The organism is Streptomyces hebeiensis, from assembly GCF_052983195.1.
The window spans coordinates 90613-115633 of sequence record NZ_CM129812.1; the positions used below are offsets into that span (position 1 = coordinate 90613).

Here is a 25021-nt window from a genome sequence, read left to right on the forward strand (position 1 = left end):
GACAGGGACGTACGTGCGCGCGCCATGGCCGCCGCACAAACGCGTGCAGCCACCATGTAAGCGTACGATTACAAACGTAGGAGGGCCGTACTCCCGCGTCAACGGGGCCCCGTCCGCCCGCTCCTGGGCCGTTCGGCGGAGTCACCGGCCGCCCCGGTGGAGCGACCGCCCGGACGCATTGGGCCCGGTGCGGTACTACGGTGTCCGCAGTCCGGTGTACGGGAGGTACGGCATGGCCCAGCGGGGGGCGGGAGCGCGGCGCGATGCCGCCGCGACCAGGCAGGCACTGCTCGACGCCGCGGCGGCGCTGTTCGCCGAGCGCGGTTTCGAGGGCACGACGGTCCGGGACATCGCGCGTCGCGCCGAGGTGAACCAGGCCCTGGTCTTCCGCTACTTCGGCTCCAAGGAGGGGCTGTTCGAGCAGGTGATGGCCGGGGTGGGCCGGGAGTTGCTGGCCGGTACGCCCGCCGGGGGGATCCTGGCGGCGGTCCTGGAGGGCCTGCTCGCGCCCGCGGCCGAGCGTGACGCGTCCCTGGAGGCGTTCCTCCGGTCGAGCGGGGACACCGGGGCGGTGTCGTCCGTGCGCCGCGAGCTCGGCGAGGAGTACGCGCGGGCTCTGATCACACTGACCGACGCGCCGAACGCGGCGCTGCGCGCCGATCTGGTGCTTGCCTGGGTGGTGGGCATCGGGCTGCTGCGGGTGGTGGCGCCCAAGGAGCCGCTGTCCACGGCGGACCCGGCCGAGGTGAGCTCCCTGGTCCTGGAGGCCGTGGGAACGCTGTTGGAACGGGTGGACCGGAGGGCACACGGCGTGCACCAGGCGGACGGTGACGCGACGCGGGCTCCCCGGACGCCGCGGGCACGTCCCGAGGCGGTGCCCCAGCCGCAGGACGGCTAAGGGGTCCTTTCACTATGCCCGTCCGGGTCACCCGGCCTGGCACCGCACCTCGCCGCGTTGCCGAAAAGCCCAGGTAGCTCCTTCCCCGAGCTCTCAACTCCGTTCGAGCAGGGGAGACCCCATCCCAGGACTCTCCGGCGCCTTGCGATGCTCCCCCTCGGCCCAGAGGGCCGGGGAGGTGCCCCCTGCACCAGACCACGCGCCCTGCTCGGACGCTCATAATCCTGAGCGGGTCAGATGCGCCAGCCGCGCAGGTGCTCGGCCACCTGGTAGACGGAGACCTTGCCGCCCTGGACGGACCGCACGAGTTCGACCAGCGCGCCGTAGGGCGGGTCGATGCCCTCCCCCGAGGCGTGCATGTACGCGGCGGCCACCTGGCAGGCGTACAGGCTGTTGCGGTACGGCAGGGGTTCCAGCCGTACGAGGGTGTGCAGGAGGGCCGCCGCCCGCCAGGCCACGTCCGGGTCGCTGGTGGCCGGGCGCGGGATCCGGGTCCTGTGCCGGGCGACGGCAGCGACCAGTGCCGAGTAGTCGGCCACCGAGACGTCTTCCGGCACGGCCTGCTCCTGGACGTCCAGGAGCCAGGCCACGTCGATGAACAGGTCTGCCATCAGGCGGCTTCCACCCGCCCGTCCGCCCGGGCGGGTGGCACTTCGTTGGCGAACGCCTCGTCGAACTCGCCCCTGTGCCGCTCGCCCCAGCCCACGGCGTAGCGGACGAACTGCAGCCGCTGCTGCTCCCGCAGCGGCAGGTCGTGGACGTACTGCTTGAGCGACTTGCCCTCGGCGGCCGCCGCCGCGCGGACCGCGTCCAGCTCGTCCTCGGTGAAGCTGATGTTGAGTGATGGCATGCATCCACGGTACCTAACAGGTACCGGAAAGGAAAAGCGGGCCTTGGGGACCGTTCGGTGCCAGGTGTCCGGTTTCGCCCCCGGACACCTGGATCGCGGTGGCCGGGGCGCGTGCCCGGTCCCCGCGCTCTCAGCCGGACGACGTTCCCAGCCGGATCACGTTCCAGGACAGCGGCTCCAGCGTGGCGCGCAGGACACCGCCTTCCAGGGCCGTGCCCCGGGCCGGGTGCGGGACGACCCGCTCCGGTTCGGCCAGGGTGTTGCGGGCCTCGGGGTCGGCGTCGGCCAGCACGGAGTGCTCCACGAGGGTGGTGACGCCGGCCGCGCGCAGGTCGATCTCCAGGGGCAGCCCCTCGCGCTGGTGGCGGTTGACGGCGAAGACCGTGACCGCGCCCGTGGTCTCGTCCTGAACGGCGGTGGTGTGCAGGAGCGGTACCTCGCCGTACGCCGCCGTCTCGTGCACCGGGGACTCGACCGCGGTCCGCAGCACCCGGCCCCGGCCGTACGCGGAGGCCTGGGCGAACGGGTAGAACGTCGTCTGCCGCCAGGCGGGGCCGCCCGGCTCGGTCATGATGGGGGCGATCACATTGACCAACTGCGCGAGGCAGGCGACGGTGACCCGGTCGGCGTGGCGCAGGAGGGCGATGAGCAGCGAGCCGAAGACGACCGCGTCGGTGACGGAGTAGACGTCCTCCAGCAGCCGCGGGGCCTCCTGCCAGTCCGTGACCGGATGCGGGTTGGGCCGGTTCATGTACCAGACGTTCCACTCGTCGAACGACAGGTTGATCTTCTTCTTGGACTTCAGCCGCGCGCCGATGTGGTCGCAGGTGGCCACGACGTTCTCGATGAAGGACTCCATGTCGACGGCGGAGGCCAGGAAGGAGTCACGGTCGCCGTCGCGCTCCTCGTAGTACGAGTGCAGGGAGATGTAGTCGACGAGGTCGTAGGTCTCCTCCAGGACCTTGGCCTCCCACGCCGCGAATGTGGGCATGCCCTGGTTGGAACTGCCGCAGGCGACGAGTTCGACGCCCGAGTCGAACTGCCGCATGGCGCGCGCGGTCTCGGCGGCGAGCCGGCCGTACTCCTCCGCGGTCTTGTGGCCGGTCTGCCAGGGTCCGTCCATCTCGTTGCCCAGGCACCACAGCCTGATGCCGTACGGGTCCTTGTCGCCGTGGGCGATCCGCCGGTCGGACAGGGCGGTGCCCCCCGGGTGGTTGGCGTACTCCTGGAGTTCGAGGGCCTCGGCGACGCCGCGGGTGCCGAGGTTCACCGCCATCATGGGCTCGGCCCACGGGCCCACCTCGCGCAGGAACGCGATGTACTCCCCGAGCCCGAACCGGTTGGTCTCGGTGGACCGCCAGGCGAGGTCCAGCCGACGGGGGCGCTCCTCGACCGGGCCGGTCCCGTCCTCCCACCGGTAGCCGGAGACGAAGTTGCCGCCGGGGTAGCGGATCGTGGTGACGCCGAGTTCCCGGACCAGGTCCAGGACGTCCGTCCGCAGGCCCGACTCGTCCGCGCGGGGGTGGTCCGGTTCGAAGATGCCGGTGTAGACGCAGCGGCCCAGGTGTTCGACGAAGGAGCCGAAGAGGCGGGGATCGACGGTGCCCACGGTGAAGGCGGGGTCGAGGACGAGCTTCGCGGACTGGTTCATGAGGCCCTTCTCGGGGTCGGTTCATCGGCGCCACGGCAGGGAGAAAGCGTTTTCTCCGCCGGCCCACCGCATTTCATCCCGGGCGTCGTCCACGGTCAAGCCCGCCCGCGCGGCATCGCGCCCGCCACGGCCGGGAGGAAACCGCCGGGGCGGTGAGGGGCTCGTCCCCTCACCGCCCCGGCGGTGGTCGTGGCGCCGCTCGCCGAAGGCCGGCGGGCGCGGGGCGCGGCCCCGGCGCGGTGTCGCGCGATGCGGCGCGATGCGGCGCGATGCGGCGCGATGCGGCGCGATGCGGTCAGCGCTTGATCTCCTTGATCCGCAGCATGCGCGTGATGACCTTGTCGAGCTCCTCGTCGTCGAAGACCTTCTTCCAGTCGTCCTTGACGATCGACTCGCGGCCGTAGTCCATGGCGATCAGGCACGCGTCCGAGAAGGGGTTGTCACCCTTGAGCGTGTTGGCGAGGGCGACCTGGGTGTGGCCGAGGAGCATGGCGCGGGCCGCCGCCTCCGGCACGCCCACCGTGTGGACCGTCTCGTGCAGCGCCTCGGTGAGCAGCGCGCCCACCATGCAGGCGATGGTCTCCACCAGCGTCGGCTCCAGGACGGCGAGCTGCTTGACCGTCACCCAGTGCACGTCCACGACCGGCGCGTACATCGTGCGGACCACGGCCTCGGTCAGCTCCTGGGCCGCCGGGTCCGCCCCTTCGAAGGCCGCGACGACCTCCTGGGGCGCGGCGATCCCGCCGAAGGTGTCCGCGTACTCCTCCTTGGTGGTGCGCTCCAGGAAGACGGAGGGGTGGCAGGGGTGGGCGCAGGCGTTGTGCACGTCGTCACGGCGGGCGAGCAGACCCGCGTAGGCGGCGGCCGGGTCGAGGGTGAGCAGCACCGCGCCCGGCTTCATCAGCGGAACGAGCTGCTCGGAGACCGTGCCGAGGACGACGTCCGGCACGGCCAGGATCACCACGTCGGCGCGGGCCGCGGCCTCGGCGGAGTCCGTCAGCTGCCTGCCGAGACCGGTGATGAGCTCCTGGCCCTTGGCCGAGTTCTCGGCGAACAGGACCGTGAAGTCGCTCTTGACGAGATTGTTGGAGACGCGCTGGCCCATCTTGCCTGCGGCGCCGATGACGGCGACGGTCTTGTTCTCGGTGGCCATTACTTGCTCCTCAGAAGTGTGTTGATGCTGTGCCGGGTCCACTGGTCCTCGATCCGGGCGGTCGTCTCGAAACCCTCGTCCTGCCAGGGAAGCCAGTGCTCGGCGATCTGGTTGATCCCGCGCTGCTCGGGCCGCACGGTGCGCACCATGTGGGCGTAGTCGAGCAGTCCTTCGCCGAGCGGGCAGCCGGCATAGGTGAAACCGACCCAGCCGTCCCGCCGGCTGAAGGCGAAGTCCTTGACGTGGATGTTCACCACGTACGGTGCCGTGGCCTCGACGACGGCCCTCGGGTGCTCCAGGCGGGCGACGCAGTTGCCCGGGTCCAGGACGACGCCCAGGTGCGGGTCGTCGACGGCCCGGACGACCGCCAGGAGGTCGTCGGTGGAGACCTGTTCGTAGGTCTCCAGGCCGAGGGTGACCCCGCGCTCCGCGTACCGGGGGACGCTCTCGCGCAGGAGGCCGGTCGCCTCGGCGGTGCCCGGCCGGTGCTCGGCGGTGTTCAGCATCGAGCGGACGAAGCGGGCGCCCAGCTTCTCCGCCAGTCCGAGGTACGTGGCGAGATGGCCGGGGCGAATGCCCCGGGTGCCCAGTTCCAGCGCGATACCCAGGTCCTCGGCGGTGGCCCGGACGGCCGCGAGCCGGGTGTCGTCGTAGGTCTCGATCGGCGCGTAGTCGCAGATCTGGAAGACCTCCGCCCCCAGTTCCCGGGCGTCGAGGAGCATCTCCTCGACGGTCAGCGGCCGCGGGGCCCGCGCGGAGATCCGCCAGAAGTAGCAGTAGGTGCTCAGTCCGTACGCCATCACGCGCCCGCCTTCACGGCGCCCCGGGCGCTGATCTCGTCCAGGATCAGCCCCACGGCGGCCGGGTCATGGGCGAAGCGGCCCAGGAAGAGACCGTCCACACCGTCGCCGAGCGTACCGAGCAGACCGGGGCCCGCGCTGCCGCCGTAGATGACGCGGCTCTCCGCGTACCGGGGGCGCGCGCCCAGCCAGTCGGTGAGCGCGGCGCACACGGTGGTGATGTGTTCGGCGGAGGCGGGTTCGGGGGCGCCGATGGCCCACTGCGGTTCGTAGGCGACGACCACGCGCCCGGCGTCCGCGCCGTGCCCCGCGGCGGTGTCGAGGATCCGGGCCAGTTCGGCGGCGGTGCGCTCGGCGGCCTCGGCGGGCTCGGCCCGGTCGAGTTCACCGACGCAGAGCACGGGGGTCAGTCCACTGCGCAGCGCCGCGGCCGTCTTGGCCGCGACCACGGTGTCCCCCTCGCCGAAGAGGCGGCGCCGCTCGGCGTGGCCGACCTCGGCGTAGGAGCAGCCGATCTCCTTCAGATACGGCCCCGAGACCTCGCCGGTGTAGGGGCCCCGGTCCTCGGCGGCCAGGTCCTGCGCGCCGACGGTCACACCGGTGCCGGCGAGGACGCTGTGCACGGGGACGATGCCGGGGAAGGCCGGCAGGACGAACACCTCGGTCAGGCCGCCCGTGACGGCGGGGTGCCGGGCGGCGAGGTCGCCGACGCGACGGGCCCAGTTGAGGGTCTCGTGATGTCCGAAGTACATCTTGAGACTCACCCCGAGCAGGGTGGGTGCGGACATCAGGCGGCGTCTTCCTGCTCGGTCTCGTAGTCGTTCATCAGCTGGACCTTGGCCGCGGAGGCGGAGGTCTCGTCGAAACGGTAGGAGAGCCATTCGGCGGCGAGCCGGCGGGCCAGCTCCAGGCCGACGACGCGCTGGCCGAAGGTGAGCACCTGGGCGTTGTTGGAGAGGATCGCGCGCTCGACGGAGAAGGAGTCGTGGGCGGTGACGGCCCGGATGCCCCTGACCTTGTTGGCGGCGATGGCCACGCCGAGGCCGGTGCCGCACACCAGGAGCGCCCGGTCGGCCTCGCCGCGCGCGACCATCTCGGCCGCCGCGATGGCGATGGTCGGGTAGGCCGTGTGACCGTCGGCGTCCACCCCGACGTCGGTGACGGCCGCGACCAGGTCGCTGTTCTCGAGGTCCCGCTTCAGTACTTCCTTGTAGTCGTAACCGGCGTCGTCCGAGCCGACGACGATGCGCAGCTTGTTGTCGCTCATGGGGGTGGTGCTCCTCAATGGGTGGTGAGTACGCCGTGGACGGCGCGGACGATCAGGGCGAGCGAGTGGGCGCCGGCGTCCGGGGTGCCGAGGGACCGTTCGGCGTGCGGGCGGGCGCGTCCCATCCGCGGCACGAGGTCGGCGGTGGCCTTGGCGGCCTGTTCGGCGGCGGTGGCCGCGCGGTCCCAGGCGGTGGCCAGGTCCTCACCGGCGGCGGTGGCCCCGGCCAGGGTCTCGGCGAAGGGGACGAGGACGTCGACCATCGTCTTGTCGCCGACCTCGGCCTTGCCGAGCCTGCGGACGGCGGCGGACGCCTCGGTGACACCGTCGGCCACGGCGCGGGCGGTGGGCCGTTCGGTGTCGCCGAGCGCGGTGCCGACCGCGTGCAGCAGGACGCCCCACAGGGCGCCGGAGGTGCCGCCGGCCCGGTCCGCCCAGGCATCGGCGGCGGCGGCGACGGTCGTGCCCGCGCCGGCGTCCGCCCCGGCGGCCTCGGCCGCGGCGCGGTGCGCGGCCTCGGAGCCCCGTCGCATGCCGATGCCGTGGTCGCCGTCACCGGCGACGGCGTCGATGCGGCCGAGTTCCTCGGCGTGCTCGTCGACGGTGTCGCGGACGGCCTTCAGCGCGGCGACGGCGGTCGCGGCGACGGCCCGTGAGGCGTCGGTGGCCGCCGCGGGCCCGGCGGTGCGGGCCGTCCCGGCGGCGGGCCCGGACGCGTCCGTGTGCGCCGGCGCGTCCGGGGCGGTGTCCAGCCGGCCCTTGCGGTAGGCGGGGGTGTCGGCCCCGGCGGTCCACAGGGCTTCGAGGTCCTCGTCCAGCCAGCACAGGGTGAGCGAGACGCCGGCCATGTCGAAGCTGGTCACCAGCTCGCCGACGTCCGGCTCGACGACCTCGACACCGGCCTCGGCCAGCAGCTGGGCCACCCGTCGGTAGACGACGAAGAGTTCCTCGTACTTGACGGATCCGAGCCCGTTGAGAATGACCGCGGCGCGGCTGCCGCGCGCCCGCTCGACGTCCTCGGGGAGTTCCGCCAGCAGTGTGGCGACCAGGAGTCCGGCCGCCTCGTCGGCGCTCGGCACGTCCCGCTCGCCGATGCCCGGCTCGCCGTGGATGCCGAGGCCGACCGCCATCCGCCCCTCGTCCACGGTGAACAGCGGGTGGTCGGCGCCGGGCAGCGTGCAGCCGCTGAACGCGATGCCGAAGGAACGGGTACGGGCGTTGGCGCGCCGGGCGGTGGCGACGACCTCGGCCAGCGGCCGGCCCGCCTCGGCCGCCGCGGCGGCCGCCTTGAACACCGGCAGGTCACCGGCGATGCCGCGGCGCTTGTCCGCCTCGGCGGCGTCCGCGCTGGAGACGTCGTCGGTGACGGCCACGCACACCGTCTCGACGCCCTCGGCGGTCAGCTGCTCGGCGGCCTGCCCGAAGTGCAGGACGTCGCCCGCGTAGTTGCCGTACATCAGGACGACACCGCCGCCGGCCTGCGCGTTCTGCGCGACGGTACGGATCTGCCGCGCCGACGGGGAGGCGAACACGTTTCCGACCGCAGCGCCGTGCGCGAGCCCGGGGCCCACCAGCCCGGAGAAGGCCGGGTAGTGGCCGGAGCCGCCGCCGATCACGACGGCGACCTGGCCGGGGGGCGTCGGCGCGGCGCGTACGACACCGCCGGCCACGGGCCGCACCCAGCGCCGGTGGGCCGCAACGAAGCCCTCCAGTGCCTCGTCGGCGAAGGCGGCGGGGTCGTTGAACAGACGGGTCATGTCAGTGCACCTCGAGGAGCGGCTTGTCCGCCGAGTCGTTGGGGCCGGTGTGTCCGCGGGTGGCGAGGACGGTCATCAGGGCCGCGGAGAGCAGCATGAATCCGCCCACGACGAACATGGGGAGGGTGTAACCGCCGCTGAAGTCCTTGAGCCAGCCCGTGACGTAGCCCGCGGCGAATCCCGCGATGTTGCCGGCCGTGTTGATCAGGGCGATGCCCGCCGCGGCGGCGGCGCCGGTGAGGAACCGGGAGGGCAGCGACCAGAACACCGGCAGCGCCGCGAAGATCGCGCAGGCCGTCACGGTGATCACGGCGATGGTCGCGGAGGGGGAACTCATGTACAGCGCGACGGGGATGGAGACACCGCCGACGACGGCCGGTCCCGCCACGTGCCAGGCCTTCGCGCCGTGCCGGGTGGCGTGCCGGGACCAGAAGAACAGCACGATGGCGGCGGGCAGGTACGGGATGGCGGTGATCAGCGCCTTCTCCATGACGCTGAACGACGTCCCGAAGCTCTCCTGGAAGCCCTCGATGATGGTCGGCAGGAAGAAGGCGAGCGCGTACAGGCCGTAGATGAAGCCGAAGTAGACCATCGAGAGGACCCAGACCCGGCCGCTGCGGAAGGCATCCTTGAGGGCCTCGCGGCCGTGGCTGTTCTCCGAGTGGCCCGTCTTGGTGGCGTTCTCGGCGGCCAGCTCCCCGGTCAGCCAGTCCTTCTCCGCCGGCGACAGCCACTTCGCGTCGGCGGGCCGGTCGATCAGGTAGAACCAGGCGACGACGCCGAGCAGGATCGCGGGGAGCGAGACGAACAGGAACATCACGCGCCAGCCCTCGAGCCCGAACAGGCCGTGGTGACCGATCAGCCAGCCCGCGAGCGGGGCGCCGAGCACCGTGGTCAGCGGCTGCGCGAGGTAGAACAGGGCGAGCACCTTCGTGCGGTGCCGGGTGGGCACCCACTGGCTGAGGAAGAGGATCGCGCCGGGGAAGAATCCGGCCTCGGCGACGCCCAGCAGGAACCGCAGGACGTACAGCTGCTCGCTGTTCTGCACCCAGGTGAACAGCAGGGACACGATGCCCCAGGTCACCATGATCCTGGCCAGCCAGCGGCGGGCCCCGAACCGGTGGAGCGCCATGTTGCTCGGCACTTCGAGCACGATGTAGCCGATGAAGAAGACGCCGGAGGCGAAGCCGAACTGCGCCGCGGTGAGCGCGAGGTCCTCCCCCATCCCGTTCGGCTCGGCGAAGGACACGGCCGTGCGATCCAGGTAGTTCACGAAGAACATCAGGGCCACGAACGGGACGAGCCGCAGCGAGACCTTTCTGATCGCTGATCTCTCCACGCCGGACGGCGCGGACGACAACGCGGTGGCACCCATTGGTGACTCCCTTTGCTGCGCCGGACAACTCTGTCCGGACTCGGGTCATAGTCGGCAGCGATCGTGGCTGAGACGGAGCGCAGCACCCGCTCGACCGGCTGATGTGTCCTCAACGTAACCCCCGGAAGAAAATTGGTCACCAATTAACCAATGTGGCCAGGGTCACTCTTGAAATGGCTCGACCTTCTCTTGACAAGGAGCGGCTCGCATGCATCGCGATCTCTGCCCGGAGGACCCGTGAACAGCGCAAACGAACGTCTGGTGTACTGGTGACCGTGACCAGTCAGCCCGTTCAGCCGTCGTCCGCCCCGCCGGACCTCGCCCAGCTCCTGCGCCCGGTGGTGCGCGAGTCCTCGGTCAGCGAGGTGGCCAAGCGGCTCCTCGACCACCTCTCCGCGGGTGACATCAGGCCGGGCACCCGGCTGCCCGCGGAACGCCAGCTCGCCGAGGCGCTCGGCGTGGCGCGCTCCAGCGTGCGGGGCGCCCTGTCGGCCCTCGACGTGCTGGGCATCATCGAGATCCGCCCCGGCTCCGGATCGTACGTGCGGGCGGGCACCTCGGAGTTCCTGCCGCGCGCCATCAACTGGGGCCTGATGCTCGGTCAGCGGCGCACGCAGGACCTGGTCGAGGTGCGGACGCACCTGGAGGGTGTCTCGGCGCGGCTGGCGGCGGAACGCGCGACGGCGGGGGACGTGGCGCGACTGGAGGAGCACCTGACGCGGATGCGGGAGGCGGGGACGGACGCGGCGGCGTTCATCGACGCGGACATCGCGTTCCATCTGGAGACGGCGAACATCGCGCGGAACTCGGTGCTCAGCGACATCCTGCACAGCATCCGCGCACTGTTGCAGGTGTGGATGGAACGGGTCAGCGACCTGGAGGGCACGGTCAGCGGCACGCTGTGCGAGCACGACGCGGTGCTGGCGGCGATCCGCGCCCATGACGCGGACGCGGCGAGCGAGGCGATGGCGGAGCACATGCGGATGGCGAACGCGCGGCTGCGGTCGACCATCGACGCGACGGAGGGAGCGGCGGACTGATCCGCGGCGACGGAGGCTCGGCGGAGCCGGCCGGGCCCGGGCGCAACACGTCCTCCGGTCGCCCCGTCGCGGGACCGCGGCCGGCCGGACAGGTCCGGTCAGCGGCCGCCGAGCTCCCGGCCGCCGGGCCGCGGTCCGGCCCGGTGCCGGCCCGCCCGGAGCACGGTGGACTCCTCCTCCGGCAGGCTCGGCCAGACGGGCCGCCGCGGCGGCTCCTCGCGCGGGCTCTTCGCCTCCTCCGGCCGGTTCCACTCCCCCTCACCCAGCACGAGCAGCGGATCGAACATCACCACGACGCCCGCGACCACCATGAAGACCACCGGGCCGATCAGCATCGGGAACAGCAACGAGGTGGGCGAGCCGCCCTCCGGGGCCACCCCCGCGATCCCCTCCAGCCGCACACTGACCGAGGCCATGGCCGTGTAGTGCATGCCGGACACCGCCAGGCCCATCACCCCGCTGGCGCCCAGACTGGGCAGGAACCCCTGGATGGACACGGCGGCCCACAGGGCGGCGGTGGCGGCGGCGACCGCGATCACGACGGACGCGACAACTCCCGGCAGTGCGTACTCCACTTGCCCGTGCATGCGCATCCCGGACATCCCGATGTAGTGCATGGCGGCGATCCCGGCCCCCATGAACACACCGGCGCAGATCAGCACCGCTCGCCGGCCACCCCCGTACCCGGCGATGAAGACACCCACGCCCACCACGGTCACCGCCACGACGAGGCTGAGGACCGTCGTCGGGACGTCATAGCTGATGGGCGCCTCCATCACCCGGAATCCGACCATGGCGATGAAGTGCATCGTCCAGATGCCGGAGCCGATGCAGGCGGCCCCGAGCCCGAGCCAGCCGGGTTTGAAAGTGCGCTCGGTGAACAGCGACCTGGTCACACAGCGAAGCCCCAGGACGCTGCCCAGGCACGCCATCAAGAAGGCCGCCACCGGAGTGACGAGGCCGTAGGAGAACCCGTCGATCGTGCCGTACATGTACGGTATGCCCTTCCCCCGGGAACGTGGTGTGCACGAGTGTTCGCACGGTGCGACGATAGGGGCCCCGATCTCACAGCGCGCGCTCTTCGTATCACTAATTGGTAAAGGTGTTGGCTCGTGTCACGCGAGAGGGGCCAAGCAGCCCGAAATCCCCTCAGAGCACCGCGAGTTCGGCCTCCAGGTCGGCCAGCCCCAGGGAGCCCTGGGACAGCGCGGCCATGTGCCACCGCTTCAGGTCGAAGGCGGAGCCCCGCCGCCGGCGGGCCGCTTCCCGGCCGCGCAGCCAGGCGCGTTCACCCAGTTTGTAGCCGATGGCCTGGCCGGGGGTGCTCAGATAGCGGGTCATCTCGCTGCGGACGAAGGCGTCCGGGCGAGCGCAGTGGGCACGCAGGAAAGCGGTCGCGGACGCGGGGGTCCAGCGCTCGCCGGGATGGTGCGGTGAGTGGGCGGGGGCGGTCAGGGACAGGTGCGTGCCCAGGTCGATCACGACCCGTACGGCACGGGTCAGTTGGAGGTCGAGGTGGCCGAGCCGGTGTTCGGGATCGGCGAGGAAGCCGAGTTCGTCCATCAGCCGTTCCGCGTACAGGGCCCAGCCCTCCGAGCCGGCGCTCACGGTCCCCACGGCCGTCTGGTAGCGCGTGAGCCGGTCCGCCCGGTGGGCCCACTGCGCCAGTTGCAGATGATGACCGGGCACCCCCTCGTGGTACCAGGTGGAGACCAGTTCGTACGTCGGGAAACGCCTGCGGCCCAGCGTCGGCAGCCAGGTGCGGCCCGGGCGCGTGAAGTCCAGGGAAGGGGCGGTGTAGTAGGGCGCGGCGGCGCCGCCAGGCGGGGCGATCCGGGACTCGACACGCCTGATCCGGTCGGCGATCTCGAAGTGTGTGCCGTCCAGGCGGTCGATCGCCCGGTCCATCAGGTCCTGGAGCCAGGCGCGCACCCGCTCCTCGCCCTCGACGGCGTGCCCGTACGTGTCGAGGTGGGTGAGCACGTCCCAGGGAGAGGCCGCGTCGGGCAGGATCTTCGCGGCCTCGACGCGCATCTCCTCGCGCAGGCGGTGGAACTCGGACCAGCCGTACGCGTACGCCTCGGGCGGGTCGAGGTCGATCCCGGTGTAGTAGCGCGCGGTGACGGCGTAGCGGTCGGGGCCCGCCACGTCCGGGGCGCCGTCGACCGCCGGGGCGTACACCTCCCGCAGCCAGTCCCGCAGGTGGAGGACGCCGTCGGCCGCCGCCCGGGCCGCGCCCTCCACCTCGCCGCGCAGTGGCTCGGGCGCGCCCGCGGCGAAACGGCCGAACCAGCCGCCGTGCCCGCCCCGTTCCCCCGCCCACTCGCCCAACTGGACGATCATCGGGGCCACATGCGCGGGCCCGCCCGGCAGGTTCCGCCGCAGGCCCTCGGCGAGGGAGGCGCGATAGGAGGCCAGCGAGGCCGGGACGGAGCGCAGCCGGCGCGCGGCCACGCGCCACTCCTCCTCGTTCCCGGTCGGAGTCAGGGTCAGGGCGGTGCGGACGCGGTGCACGGGCGAGTAGATCGGGGACATCGACCTCAGTGTCTCGCCCGTTTCGTGCATCGCCAGTTCGGCGGTCAGCCGCTCGCGGAGCAACCGGGCGCAGCTCCGCTCGGCCGCGTCGGCCAGGTCTGCCTCGCCTGGCGGGACCGGGCCGCCGCCGTGCGCGCCGTGTACGCGGTGCGCGCCGTCCAGCCGGCGCAGTGTGTGCCTCGCGAGGTCCGCGACGGCGTCGAGTCCGTCGGGGGAGAAGTCGGGCAACCCGCTGTGGCTCTCCCGGTGGCCGAGCATCGTGCCGAGTACGGGGTCCAGGGCGATCAGGGCGTCGGTGTGGTCGTCCGCGATCCGGCGGGGCGCCGTCGGTCGTCGCGCCGGGGTGTTGGCTCCGTCCGTCATGCCGTCCATCCTCGCGCCGCAGGGCGACCGGCCGCCCGGAAAACGGGACACGCGAGGGGAACGCGCGGGCAGGGCGGCGATGCCGCGCGGTGCGGGGTGGACGGCGCGGCCCCGGCACCCGGCACCCTTGCCGCTGCCGCGCGGGCCGTCGACGGCGAGGATCTCGCCGTCGCGTACGCCGAGCGAGATCTCCTCGAGGGCCGGCGAGCCGCCGGCACCCGGCACCCGGCACCCGGCACCCGGCACCCGGCACCCGGCACCCGGCACCCGGGGGCTCAACCGGAGGTCAGCCGCCTCGCGTTCCCGAGTCGTCGGCCGGAGACGGGGGACGGGGCCGGACACGGCCGGCTCACGGCGCGGCGGACGCCAGCCAGGACAGGGCCGCCGCCGTCATCGCCGATATCCCGGTGGGCAGCGCGGTACGGACGTCCGGGGCGAACTCGGGCGAGTGATTGGGCGGGAGCGCGGCGAGCTTCTCCTCCGCCGTACCGGGCAGCCGCGCCCACGCGGCGGGGCCCACGGCGCCGAGCATCCAGTAGGACAGCGCGATGCCCGGCATCCCGTGGGTGGCCGTTCCCGCGTCGCCGTAGAACGGGAAGTCCTCGGTCGCCATGGACGGGTGCCAGGCGATCACGCGTTCGGCGCCCAGCAGCCGCACGTGCGCCTCGCGCACCCGCGCGGTGGCCGCCGGATCGGGGTGGGTGGCCGGGGAGCGGGAGACGACCGCGATGTCCGGGTCCCGCGGGCAGCCGGAGGCCGCGCATTCGGCCCGGATGACCCGCTCCACCGCCAGGGCCGTGCGGTCCAGCGAACGCTGCGACAACGCCCTTACCGTGACGGCGAGTTCGGCACGGTCGGAGATGACGTTGCCGCTCGTCCCGGCGTGGAAGGAGCCGACGTGGACGACAACGGACTCGGTGGGCGCGGCCTCGCGCGACACCGTGCTCTGAAGCCTGATCACCGCCGCGGCCCCGGTGACGACGGGGTCCACGGCGAGGTGCGGGGTCCCCGCGTGTCCGCCCCTGCCGTGGATCACGGCCTCCAGGCCGACGCTCCCGGCCAGCATCGGCCCGTAGCCGTGGGCGACCATGCCGGCCGGCAGGGGGACGGTGTGCTGCGCGAGTACGACGTCGGGGCGCCCGAAGCGCTCGTACAGCCCGTCCGCCAGCATGGCCCGCGCGCCCGTGAGGGTCTCCTCCGCCGGCTGGCCCACGATCACCGCTGTCCCGCGCCAGTGGTCCCGGCCGCGGGAGAGCAGGGTCGCGGCGCCCGCCGCCGCGGCCAGGTGCAGGTCGTGTCCGCAGGCGTGCGCGGCCGGGCCCCGGCTCGCGTAGGGCAGTCCGGTGCGCTCGCGTATGGGCAGGGCGTCCAGTTCGGCGCGGATCATGACCCGCGGCCCGTCGCCGTTGCGCAGGACCCCGACGACGCCGTGGCCGCCGATCCCGCCGGTGACCTCGTACCCGGCGTCCCGCAGCCAGGCGCCCAGCCGGGCGGCGGTACGCCGTTCCGCGCCGGACAGTTCGGGGTGCCGGTGCAGTTCGAGGCAGAGGGTGACCGCCGGGCGGAGGACGTCGCGCAGGCCGTCCAGCACGGGCATGTCCCCTTCGGCGCGCGACGGCGGATCCGCGTCCGACGCCGGGGCCGTGCCCGGGTCCGGCGTGTTCGCGTCCGGGGACGTGGCCGGGTCGGAGGGCGTGCCCGGGTCGGAGGGCGTGCTCGGGCATGGGGACGTGCCCAAGCCGGGGGGCGTGCTCGGGTCGGGGACCGGATTCGTATGCGGTCCCGGGTCCTGAGCGCCGGGGTCCGGCTGCGCGAGGGTGCTCACGGCGCCATCGTGCGGCACCGGCCCGGGGGGTGGCCTACAAATCGCTGACACGGGCCGTCAGTGGAAGACCGGCCGATCCGTCGGCGCGGTCCGCTGCAATGGCCTGGCGCACCACGGACCACCGGGAACGCCCCGGGGGCCGTGCTCCCAGAAGGAGTCACCATGGCTGACAAGACCGCGCTCGCCTCCCTCGCCGACGAGATCATGGAGCTCGAGTCGGAGACCTTCGAGATCTCGGACTACTCGGACGCCAGCGAGGTCGTGCTCGCGGGCTCCACGAGCTGCAGCTCCACCTCGACGTGCTCCTCCACCACCAGCACCACCTCCTGCAGCGCCTGATCCTCCGCACCGCGCACGCCGGGCGGGCGGCACCCCGGGGCTTCCCCCGGTGTGCCGCCCGCCTGGCGCTTCTACGCCCCTCGAGGCTACGGGAAGGGGTGTGGCACGCGCCGGATCTCCCGCTCGGTCAGCTCCCGGGTGCGCAGCCCCGCCCGGTACGCGGCCGTCCGCAGCCGCGGCATCCGCGGGGCCCGCTGGCGTGACCAGCCGAAGTCGATGGGCAGCAGGCCCGGGACGATCGCGCAGACCGTGCGCAGACCGATGTGGCGCTGCTCGGGTGTGGTCTGGTCGACGACGAGGACGTCGTGCCCCGCCCCGACGAGCTGGTCGCGGCAGTAGGCGACGTCGTCACGGAGGTCGCCCGTCCGGGGGCGGTCCCGCTCCTCCCACGTCCGGTAGACGTCGGCGAACGGGCGGACGGCCGACGGTTCCCGGTAGGTACGGACGTGTTCTGACATCCGGGGAAGCCCGTAGAGCTGGGCGTGGTCCTTGAGATGGCGCACTTTCCCGAAGTCGTCCGCCATCGCCTCCAGTTCGGCGCGGCGCTCCTCGACCTGCCGGGGGAGGTGCGGGATGTAGGTGAGGACCTCGGAGAGGGCCGCCTCCAGGGCCGCCCCGGGGTCCAGGGCGGCGCCCGCCCCGAAGGAGAAGGTGCCGGGGCCGCCGTCGCGCCGTACCGCGAGGCCGGTGACGACCGGGACGCTCAGGTCGATCCGGTTGTCGAAGGCGTGCACGTCATAGCCTTGGAGGGCGGCCCGGTCGACCATGGTGCGCACGGTGGGGTCGGTCACGGAGTCCAGGGCGATCTCGGTGAGCGGTGTGCCCCCGTACCAGGCGAGCAGGAAGGCGTCACGCTCGATGAGTTCGAGGAGGCCGCCGAGGATGGCCTCCTCCGCACAGCCGCCGGTGGCACAGCCGTTGGAGCACTCGAAGACGAAGTTGTCCGAGGCGAGGCCCGCGCTGTAGTGGACGAGCCGGGCCGGCACGAGTACGGGGCGCTCGTCGCGCAGGGAGTGGCCCCACAGCCAGGGGATCGGCCGGTCGGGGTCGAAGGGGCTGACCATGGGGTCGTCGCGGTAGGTCTCGGGCGCGTAGAACCCGCAGTCGGCGGGGTCGAGGACCGCGTGCGGACCGGCCTTCAGCTCGTGGTACGAGGCGGTGAGCGCGGTGGTGCCGGTGCGCCGGTGGGTGCCCGCGTACCGCTCCAGCCCCTCCAGGAACGCCAGGTCGCGGCTGGCGTCGAAGCCGCTCGCCTGGCCGCTCCAGGTGACGTCCGTCAGTCCCGCGTAGCCGCGCATGAAGACGCTGCCCGCGACCGGGGCCGTGGTGGGCGAGGTGACATTGATCCAGGTTCCCGCACCGAGCACGCCGCAGACGGGGTTGGCGAGGGCCTTCACCGGCAGGGGGTACGCGGACGCCGGGCGCAGCCGGTAGGTGTCCGGGGTCGGTTTCGGCCGGCTGCGCGGTGTCAGTCGCGCCGCGTCCGGCCGGTCCGCGCCGCGCGGTCCGCAGTGCGGGCAGAGCGGGTCGGCGAGCAGCGGGAACGTCCGGACGGTCAGGGTCTCGAGATCGAGCCGGGAGACCTGGCTCAGGCGCCGGTCCGCCGCGCCGGGCCCCGGGGGCAGCGCCGTGTCCGCGAGGATCACGGCGCCGTACAGGGCGTGCACGGCGTCGACGGCGTACACGGGGAGCGGGGGCCAGTGGCCGATCGCCGAGGTGCGCACGCCGGTCTCCAGCGCGTCCCGCTCGGTACGGGTCCGCAGCCGCTGCCAGCGCATGGCCAGGCACCGGCCGCAGGCGCGCACGGCTCTCTCCCCGCCCCACGGCCCCACCAGGACGGCCCGGGCGGTGAGGTGGACGTCCGCCGAGGGGCGCAGCGCGGCGAAGGGGTCGGCATCCGGCCGGCCGAGCACGTCGCCGGCGCCGAGGGGGACCACGGTGGGGGCGGGACCGGGCGCGAGCAGGTCCGTCAGGGCCCGCTGGAGCCGGTCGCGGGCCGCCGCCAGCGGTGTCCCGTCGGCCGCTCCGGCCGGGCCGGTGGGCACCCGGTCGGTCTCTGTCGTCGTCATGTCGTGTTGCTCCAGCGGAACGTCTTCAGGGCGATCGCCCCGAACAGGACGGTGAACACGGCGAGTCCCGCGCAGCCCAGGGCGATGTCGCCCGGTCCGCCGCGTCCCGCGAGTGCCGAGGACATCGCGTCGTTGAGATAGCGCAGCGGCAGTACCCGGGAGATGCTCTGGAGCCATGACGGCATCATGTCGAGCGGCAGGAACGAGCCGGAGAGGAACGCCATCGGCACCATCAGGCAGTTGGCTATGGCGGCGACCGCCTCAGGGGTGTTGGCGTACGAACCGATCACGACGCCGATGGCCAGGAACGCGGTGATGCCGAGCACGAGCACGGGCAGCGCCAGCGGCCACCGGCCGTCCAGCCGGAGACCGAACAGCGGCAGCATCGCGACCGCGAGGAACACCACGGCCTGGACGGCTCCCACCACGAGGGCGATGACGTAGCGGGCCGCCAGGACGGCCGGGAGCCGGGCCGGCGTCATCCTGATGAGCCGCAGCAGGTCGTCGCGGCGCCACTGCATCAGGGTGAACGCGACGCCGAACACGGCGGCGTTGGCCACGCCCCAGGACATGACGCCCGGCGCGATGTACGAGATGTAGGGGCGCCCGGTCTCCGGCACTTCCTGTCCCCGGAAGATCAGTCCGAAGACGATCAGGAAGAGCAGCGGGAAGGCGAAGGTGAAGAAGAGAGTGGCCTTGTCCCGGACCTGGGCCCGGAAGCCGGCTCCTGTCAGTGCCGTGTACGCGCTCATGCCTGCCGCTCCGTGTCGTGGTCGTGCTGGTCGCCGTGGCGGGCGCCGGTGAGTTCGAGGTAGACGTCCTCGAGGGTGGCCGTACGGGTCTGGACGCCGTCGAGGCCCGTGAGCGCGTCGAGCGCCTGGAGCACCTTCCCCGACGTCGCGGTCTCCAGAACGAGGGAGCCGCCCTGCACGGTGACCCGGTCGACCCCGGCCATGGCCGCGGCCTCCTCGCGGCTCAGCCGTTCGACGGGGAGCAGCACCCGGGTGGGCGCCGCGGCGGCGCTCACCAGGTGGTGCGGGGAGTCCAGCGCGGCGACCGACCCCGCGACGAGGATGGCCACCCGGTCGCACAGCGCCTCGGCCTCGTCCAGGTGGTGCGTGGTGTAGACGATGGTGCGGCCCGCGCTCTTCAACTCTCTCAGCACGTCCCACAGATCGCGGCGGGCCTGCGGGTCCAGGGCGGCGGTGGGCTCGTCCAGGAAGATCAGTTCGGGCCCGTGGACCAGGGCCGAGGCGATCGCCAGCCGCTGGCGCTGGCCGCCGGAGAGGTTCTCGACCATGACGTCGCGCTGCCCGTCGAGCCCGACGTCTGCCAGGGTGCGGTCGGCGTCGTCGCGGCCCGCCCCGTACAGGGCGGCGACCGTGCGGAGGTGTTCCCGCGCCGTCTGGCGTACGAAGAAGGCGGAGGTCTGGGTCTGTACGCCCAGCCTCGGCAGCAGGGCCACGTTCCGCGGCCAGGGGGACTGCCCGAGCACGGTGACGGTACCCGAGTCCGCCCGGCGCAGCCCTTCCATCATCTCGACGAGGGTGGTCTTGCCCGCGCCGTTGGGGCCGAGGAGGCCGAAGAACTCCCCCCGGCGCACCTGAAGTGACACCCCGTCGACCGCCTGGTGGTCTCCGTACCGCTTGCGCACCTCCTCGATGACGATCGCCGCGTCGGCGGCTTCCTCGTGCGGCGCGAACGCCGTGCTCCTGGCCTCGCTCATGTGGTTCTGTACCCCTCGGATCGGGTGTGGGACATCGGGTGTCGTGGGTGGCTGTGGCTGTGGCTGTGTCGGGGATCGGGTGGGCGGGTGCGTCAGGCGACGAGCAGGCCGGTGAGGACCACCGCCAGGGCTGTCGTCGCCGCCAGGATCAGCAGGACGAGCAGCGCCGAGCCCAGCGCGTACGACACGTAGATCCGCCGCGCCCTGCGCGGGTAGCGGGCGGCGGCCGGGCGGTCGCGCACGCGGAGTCGCAGGTACCGTCCGCTCTCCGGGGCGAGCCGGATGACGCGCAGGGCGTGCCCGAGCATCGTGTAGCCGTCCAGCGGGGGCAGCGGAACCAGGTTGACCAGGGCCTGCACACTGCCGAGGAGCAACAGGGCGGAGAGCACCCGGCGGGTAGGGTCGCCGGGCGGCAGCGCCGCCCACCAGGCCAGGAACGGCAGCAGGAACAGCAGGTTGGCGAAGGCACCCGCGCCCGCGACGGCCAGCTGGTGCCAACGCGTCCGGAGAAAGCGGTAGTTGTCGACAGTGCAGTACATCACGGCTGCGGGCAGCCGCCAGCGCAGTCCGATCTCACCGACGGTTCCCCCGTGGTGGCGGGCGGCGACTCCGTGGGCCAGCTCGTGCAGCGCCGTGCTGAGCCACAGCAGAGTGCAGACGGCGAGCAGCGGAACGGGATGCCGCAGCAGCCACCAGGTGTCGCGGCCCAATTCGGGCAGGCGTGCGGCGAGCAGGACCTCCATGGCCACCGTGAGCGCGGCCGCCGGCAGGAGCACGGCGGGGCGCAGGACGGGGCGCAGGAGCCGGTGCAGCCGGCCGGTGGTGGCGTTCGCGTCGGCAACCAGCCGCAGGGTGCCGCGCAGCACGGTGCCCCGGAGCATGGCGCCGGAAGGGCTGCCGGACCGGACCGGTGTGGTCGGCGGCGTGGCCGGGCCGCCCGCCAGCAGCCCACGGGCGCCGAGAAGTCGGAGGAGCTGCCGCCAGTGGGCCTCGGCCAGGCGTTTGCCGAAGGCGTGGCCGTACTCCTCGCCGATCTCCGCGAGGCGGCGGGTCCCGTCCAGCCGGCGCATCAGGAAGTGTTCCTTCGCCCCGACCTCGAAGGAGCCGCCCCCGACCGGATCCTTGACCAGGTGCACGGTGGCGGGGCCGTGCAGCAGGGCGGGGCTCAGCAGGACGTCCGGGCGCAGCGCGGGCCGGTGGGAGAGGAAGTCCCCGGGCGCGGCGGCGCCGTCCGGGGCGGTGGTGGTGCCGCGGCCGACGGGAGTGCCTGGTCCGGCCGTGGCGTCCTGTTCCGCGGGGCCGGCGGGGACATCCGGTCCGGCGGGGGTCGCGGTCATGGGGCCGCCGCCGGTTCCGGCGAGCCCGTGGCGTCCTCGCGCAGCACCCGGCCGAGTACATGGGCGAGGTACGCCTCGTCGCGGATGGTCACGTGCAGCCGGTTGTTCGTCATGTGCATGTACGGCGAGAGGAGCAGCGGCAGCGCCACGGCGGGGTCGCTCACCCGCTCGTCCCGGGTGCCGTCCCAGGAGCGGAAGACCAGCTCCCCCCGGACGGCCAGGTCCTCGGCCCGCGCCCGGAGTTCGAGGCAGTGTGCGGCCCAGCCGCGCAGGAAGACGGGCAGCCGGTCCATCGCTCCGGTGCGCACGGCCCGCCGGATGCCGTCGAAGCGGCGGCCGAGGCCGGGGGCCAGCTCCGTGTAGTTCTTGTCGTACTCCTTCGAGCCGATGAAGCCCGTGCCGGGGAACGCGGTGTGCCAGAACTCGTAGTACCGGTCCAGGTAGTCGGCGAGTTCCCGCCGGCCGGGCAGGAAGCAGCTCGCCATGACCATCATGAGCTGGGCCGAGGTGCCGAGCAGGACGGTCCGCAGATGGAGGTTCATCGTCCGCAGGGCGTCCATGACGAGGTCGCTGGAGTGGGCGAAGTGCCACTCGGCGAGCGCGACCCCGGCCGGCCCGCCGTACTTGCCGTACTCGGGTTCGTAGGGTTCGTACGAGAAGGAGTTGTTGGGCCGCAGGTTCATCCGGCCGTCCGGGGTCATGAACGCGCCCCGGTCACCCTCCGGGAACTCGATCTCGAAGAGTTTGTTGTAGAACTCGTTGAGGAAGCCGGAGTCGACCTCGTACAGCGCCGGCCGGGCCCGCAGGAAGCCTCTGACGGCCGCCTCCGCGCGCCGTCGGACCTCATCGGTGGCCGCTGCGTCGGCGGGGCGGAGCCGGAGGCGGACGTGCGGCCCTTCCAGCCAGTAGTTGATGAAGAAGTGCCCGGCCAGCAGGCCATCGGCGGTCAGCTCCGCGATCAGGGGGCGGAGGCACGTGACCAGCAGGGGCTGCGGGTTGGCGGCGTAGAAGATGTGCAGGGCCTGCCACTCCCCCGGCACGGGCCCGGGGCTCGTGCCGGGAGCGGCGCCGGTGGCGGGGGCGGGGCCGGCCGCCGTGGCCCGGGAAGCCCTGTCCGGGCCCGTGGCCCGCTCGGGTATCAGCTCTGACATGTCGGTACGCCCTTCGTCCGTCGGGTCCAGGTGAAGGTCTCCACGGCCAGCTCGGCGACATGGCGGCCGCGTGCGGTCCGGACGTACGGACCGTCCGCGCCGGGGAGCGCCTCCCGCAGGACGACCCGGTCGTCCGGGCGGGTGAGCAGCGCCTCGAAGGCGGAGAGGGAGAGCGGGCTGTCGAAGTCCACGTACTGGGGCTTGGCGCCCGCCCCGCCCCGGGGCCCGCCGGACACCGTGGCGAAGACCTGGTCGGGCAGCCCGTGCGTACGGCGGAAACGCTGCCAGGCGAGGAAGCGCTCGTGTTCGCCCGTCCCCGGCCCGGGAGCGGGCAGGACACCTGCCGTGGTGGTCCAGCTCCGGCGGCTGAGGACGACGTCGCCGTACAGCACCCGGGGCCGTGCGGTCACCCCGGCCGCGGGCTCCCCCTCGGGCACGCCGGCCCACACGTCGACCGGGGACATCGACGTGGGGGACATCAGCAGCAGGGTGCGCGGTATCTCGGGCAGCGCGAGCGGCACGAGGTAGCCGAGGTAGGCGGGGACGACCTCGGTGCCGCCCAGCCGCTCGGAGCGCAGGACCAGGCGGTCGGCGTCCGCGTCGTGCTCGGCGTAGAGGTCGTCGAGGTGGAGGCGCCGGTCCTCGGGGACGGTGCTGACCTCACCGGGGCAGACGATCTCGTACTCGGTGAGCCTGCCGTGCAGGTTGAGGTTGCTGGTGACCGCTCCCCCGGTGATCTCGGCCAGGACGGCGCCGTCGGGGGTACGGGCGGCGGCGTCCTCGCGCAGTGCCCGGGAGAACGGTTCGGGGGACCCGCCGGGTCCGGTCGAGTCGTACACGTGGGTGAACCGGCTGAAGGGGAAGGACAGTCCGCCGTAGGAACGGTTGAGCACGGTCAGCCGGGCGCCGTTGTCGTGGGCCAGTTGGATGTGATGGGTCCGGGGGACGAAGTGTCCGGCCAGCGGGGCGAGCGCGTCCGCCACGGGGGCCAGATCCGCGTCGTCGAGCCGGATCGGCTCCGCCGGGCCGTGCTCGGTCCGGGCCGCCCACGCCCGGCGCATCCGGGCGATGAACGCCTGCCGGGCCGCGTCCAGGGCACGGATCCCCGGCAGGCCGAGCCAGTTCTCCTCCGGCACGTAGTCGCCCCGTTCGTCGAACGGGCGGCGTTTGCCGGCGAAGGAGAGGTACTGGTCGAAGAAGTCCTCGTGGAAGTCGTGGACGAGCCCCAGGAGGTCGTCGCACCGTCCGCCCCGGCCGTACCGGGCGGTGAAGAAGCCCTGGAAGGTGATGCGTTGGGGCAGCGTCAGGTCGAAGGCGGGAAGGATGGACTCGACGCGGCGCAGCGCCCCGCCGTCGTCCCCCGCCCCACTGCCGGTCCCCGCCCAGCCGTCGGCCCCGGTCCACGCGCCGAGGCGGCAGGTCACCTCCCGGCCGGCGCGGACGTCCTCGTACAGCAGGGTCCGCGGCAGCGTCGCCGCCCGTTCGCCGTCCGCGCCGCCGTGGCCGGCGGGCAGCAGGAGCCGCTGCGCGTCGCTCAGCCCGGCCCGCAGTTCGCGCAACAGCCCGGCCCGCTCCGCCCGGTCGGCGGACGCGTAGCGCTCGACGGCCCGCGCGGGACCTTCCAGGGCGGCGGCCAGGCCGTCGGCCCAGGGGCGTCCGAGTTCGCCGAGCGCGTCGCGGTAGGACCGCAGCGGATCGGGGCTGTGCACGTCGGTGTCCAGGCAGTCCACCCGGACCAGTCCGAGCTGGAGCAGCGCCGCCACGTAGGTCTCGCACTCCTCGGGTTCGGCGTCGTGCTCGGTGCGCAGCCACCGCACCAGATCGCCGTAGCGCAGGTCGTCGCGCCCGTCGAACAGCGAGAGGAGCCGGTCCAGCGTCCCGCTGCGGCGCAGGTAGAACAGCCGGTCCTTGACCGCGTCGAAGGTGACCGCCGCCGCGTCGTCGCCGGTGACGGCCCACTGACGGACGTACCGGATCCGGTCGTTCTCGTGTTCCCAGCCCGACGCCGGGCGTACGGGCAGGTCGCCGCGCCGGGCGGGGTCGGCGAGGACGAGTTCGGTGAACCTGGCCAGTACGACGACGTTGAGGCGGACATGGCTCGACCAGCGGTCGTCGACGCCGGCCACCGGGGCCGCGTCGGCGAGGTCTTCGGGGCCGTGCTCGTCGAACACCCCGGCGGCGATCCCGGTGAACGTGCTGAACGGGCTGGTCTTGCACGCCGTCCGGTAGAGGTACGACAGGGCCGACCGCTCGATCTTGCGCATCCGCTTGTCGGGGGCCGTCCCGGCCGCGGCCTTGGCGGCATAGGTGTCGAGCTGTCCTTCCAGCGTCGGGGAGGCCAGCAGCAGCCCCCGGCGCAGCCGATCCTCGGTCAGCAGTCCGCGCAGCGCGGCACGCGTGGCGGCGAGTCCGGCGGCGAGCAGGGGCTCGCCCCCGGCCCGCAGTTCCTCCAGGTCGCGCCGGTCCCGGAGCCAGTCGGCGAGCCGCCGCGCCGTGTCCGGGCCGAGCCCGGCGACCAGCCGCAGGGCGGCCTCGGGGTCGGTGGGCAGCCGGTTGTTGAAGATCTGGCGGCGCAGGGCGAGCAGGGCACGGCGCTGCGCCCCTCCGGGGCCGGCCGGGGAGAGGTCGGTGGCGCGTACGGCCTCGTGCAGGAGGTCGCTGAGTCCGTCCGCGCCGGTCCGCAGCCGTTCCTCGGCGGCCAGGACGTCGTCCGCCCAGCGGCGGCCGGCCGGGTGGCGCAGCGCCTGGACGGATTCGACGGGAAGGCCCGCGACGCGCAGCATGAACCGTCGGCCGGGCTCGTGGACGCGTTCCGTGGCGCTCTCGGCCGCTTCGTCGTTCGCGACCGCGTCCAGGCCCGGGCGCGTACGTGTATCCGTTGTCGT

21 protein-coding genes are annotated in these 25021 nt (G+C 73.1%); 3 read left to right on the forward strand and 18 right to left on the reverse strand.

The window, feature by feature from the left end; all coding sequences use genetic code 11:
- Positions 1 to 232: 232 nt before the first annotated feature.
- A complete protein-coding gene (locus ACU6P3_RS00385; protein WP_447195370.1) occupies positions 233 to 898 on the forward strand; it encodes a TetR/AcrR family transcriptional regulator in 666 nt (221 codons plus the stop codon).
- Positions 899 to 1131: 233 nt separating this feature from the next.
- Here the strand turns inward: ACU6P3_RS00385 and ACU6P3_RS00390 are convergent, their stop codons facing one another.
- The 9 genes from ACU6P3_RS00390 to ACU6P3_RS00430 form a co-directional block, all read right to left on the reverse strand.
- Positions 1132 to 1509 carry a hypothetical protein gene (locus tag ACU6P3_RS00390; RefSeq protein WP_030742893.1) on the reverse strand — a complete coding sequence of 126 codons (378 nt, stop codon included), beginning with the start codon at positions 1507 to 1509 and terminating at the stop codon, positions 1132 to 1134.
- Positions 1509 to 1748, reverse strand: a complete 240-nt coding sequence (locus tag ACU6P3_RS00395) for a type II TA system antitoxin, ParD family (protein ID WP_030742891.1) — start codon at positions 1746 to 1748, stop codon at positions 1509 to 1511. The genes ACU6P3_RS00390 and ACU6P3_RS00395 overlap by 1 nt, the downstream gene beginning before the upstream one ends.
- A gap of 130 nt (positions 1749 to 1878) precedes the next feature.
- Positions 1879 to 3399, reverse strand: coding sequence for an arabinosylfuranosidase ArfA (arfA, locus tag ACU6P3_RS00400; RefSeq protein WP_447195371.1), 1521 nt, complete (start codon positions 3397 to 3399; stop codon positions 1879 to 1881).
- Positions 3400 to 3694: 295 nt separating this feature from the next.
- Entirely contained in the window at positions 3695 to 4552 is an 858-nt protein-coding gene (locus tag ACU6P3_RS00405; RefSeq protein ID WP_344284642.1) for a phosphogluconate dehydrogenase C-terminal domain-containing protein, read from the reverse strand.
- A complete protein-coding gene (locus ACU6P3_RS00410) occupies positions 4552 to 5352 on the reverse strand; it encodes a sugar phosphate isomerase/epimerase family protein (RefSeq protein WP_447195372.1) in 801 nt (266 codons plus the stop codon). The genes ACU6P3_RS00405 and ACU6P3_RS00410 overlap by 1 nt, the downstream gene beginning before the upstream one ends.
- On the reverse strand, positions 5352 to 6140 hold the full coding sequence (locus ACU6P3_RS00415) for a triose-phosphate isomerase family protein (RefSeq protein WP_447195373.1): 789 nt from the start codon (positions 6138 to 6140) through the stop codon (positions 5352 to 5354). Before ACU6P3_RS00415 ends, ACU6P3_RS00410 begins: the two co-directional genes overlap by 1 nt.
- Complete coding sequence (locus ACU6P3_RS00420; RefSeq protein ID WP_030742877.1) at positions 6140 to 6619, reverse strand: ribose-5-phosphate isomerase; 480 nt, start codon at positions 6617 to 6619, stop codon at positions 6140 to 6142. The genes ACU6P3_RS00415 and ACU6P3_RS00420 overlap by 1 nt, the downstream gene beginning before the upstream one ends.
- A 14-nt stretch (positions 6620 to 6633) precedes the next feature.
- Positions 6634 to 8376, reverse strand: a complete 1743-nt coding sequence (locus tag ACU6P3_RS00425; RefSeq protein ID WP_447195374.1) for a dihydroxyacetone kinase family protein — start codon at positions 8374 to 8376, stop codon at positions 6634 to 6636.
- 1 nt (position 8377) lies between these two features.
- Positions 8378 to 9751: an MFS transporter gene (locus tag ACU6P3_RS00430; protein ID WP_447195375.1), complete on the reverse strand. Its 1374-nt coding sequence runs from the start codon at positions 9749 to 9751 to the stop codon at positions 8378 to 8380.
- Positions 9752 to 10020: 269 nt separating this feature from the next.
- Between ACU6P3_RS00430 and ACU6P3_RS00435 the strand changes: the two genes are divergently transcribed.
- Positions 10021 to 10791 carry a FadR/GntR family transcriptional regulator gene (locus ACU6P3_RS00435; protein ID WP_447195376.1) on the forward strand — a complete coding sequence of 257 codons (771 nt, stop codon included), beginning with the start codon at positions 10021 to 10023 and terminating at the stop codon, positions 10789 to 10791.
- 98 nt (positions 10792 to 10889) lie between these two features.
- Here the strand turns inward: ACU6P3_RS00435 and ACU6P3_RS00440 are convergent, their stop codons facing one another.
- The 3 genes from ACU6P3_RS00440 to ACU6P3_RS00450 all read right to left on the reverse strand — a co-directional run bounded on the left by ACU6P3_RS00440 (position 10890) and on the right by ACU6P3_RS00450 (position 15286).
- On the reverse strand, positions 10890 to 11783 hold the full coding sequence (locus ACU6P3_RS00440; protein ID WP_447195377.1) for an MHYT domain-containing protein: 894 nt from the start codon (positions 11781 to 11783) through the stop codon (positions 10890 to 10892).
- 157 nt (positions 11784 to 11940) lie between these two features.
- A complete protein-coding gene (locus ACU6P3_RS00445) occupies positions 11941 to 13689 on the reverse strand; it encodes a DUF885 domain-containing protein (RefSeq protein ID WP_447198160.1) in 1749 nt (582 codons plus the stop codon).
- A 349-nt stretch (positions 13690 to 14038) separates the two neighbouring features.
- A complete protein-coding gene (locus ACU6P3_RS00450; protein ID WP_447198161.1) occupies positions 14039 to 15286 on the reverse strand; it encodes an amidohydrolase in 1248 nt (415 codons plus the stop codon).
- 390 nt (positions 15287 to 15676) lie between these two features.
- Here ACU6P3_RS00450 and ACU6P3_RS00455 point away from each other — a divergent pair, with 390 nt between their 5' ends.
- Positions 15677 to 15853, forward strand: coding sequence for a thiazolylpeptide-type bacteriocin (locus tag ACU6P3_RS00455; RefSeq protein ID WP_344284465.1), 177 nt, complete (start codon positions 15677 to 15679; stop codon positions 15851 to 15853).
- A gap of 86 nt (positions 15854 to 15939) precedes the next feature.
- Here ACU6P3_RS00455 and ACU6P3_RS00460 read toward each other — a convergent pair whose 3' ends face one another.
- The 6 genes from ACU6P3_RS00460 to ACU6P3_RS00485 form a co-directional block, all read right to left on the reverse strand.
- Positions 15940 to 17922, reverse strand: a complete 1983-nt coding sequence (locus ACU6P3_RS00460; protein ID WP_447195378.1) for a TOMM precursor leader peptide-binding protein — start codon at positions 17920 to 17922, stop codon at positions 15940 to 15942.
- Positions 17919 to 18674 (reverse strand): ABC transporter permease, encoded by a 756-nt coding sequence (locus ACU6P3_RS00465; protein WP_447195379.1) that lies wholly within the window; start codon positions 18672 to 18674, stop codon positions 17919 to 17921. The genes ACU6P3_RS00460 and ACU6P3_RS00465 overlap by 4 nt, the downstream gene beginning before the upstream one ends.
- Entirely contained in the window at positions 18671 to 19648 is a 978-nt protein-coding gene (locus ACU6P3_RS00470) for an ABC transporter ATP-binding protein (RefSeq protein ID WP_344284456.1), read from the reverse strand. Before ACU6P3_RS00470 ends, ACU6P3_RS00465 begins: the two co-directional genes overlap by 4 nt.
- A 92-nt stretch (positions 19649 to 19740) precedes the next feature.
- The gene (locus tag ACU6P3_RS00475; RefSeq protein WP_447195380.1) at positions 19741 to 20985 is read right to left on the reverse strand and encodes a metalloprotease; all 1245 of its coding nucleotides are present in this window, start codon (positions 20983 to 20985) and stop codon (positions 19741 to 19743) included.
- Entirely contained in the window at positions 20982 to 22136 is a 1155-nt protein-coding gene (locus ACU6P3_RS00480) for a lantibiotic dehydratase C-terminal domain-containing protein (RefSeq protein ID WP_344284450.1), read from the reverse strand. The genes ACU6P3_RS00475 and ACU6P3_RS00480 overlap by 4 nt, the downstream gene beginning before the upstream one ends.
- Positions 22124 to 24919: a lantibiotic dehydratase gene (locus ACU6P3_RS00485; protein ID WP_447198162.1), complete on the reverse strand. Its 2796-nt coding sequence runs from the start codon at positions 24917 to 24919 to the stop codon at positions 22124 to 22126. Before ACU6P3_RS00485 ends, ACU6P3_RS00480 begins: the two co-directional genes overlap by 13 nt.
- Positions 24920 to 25021 lie beyond the last annotated feature (102 nt).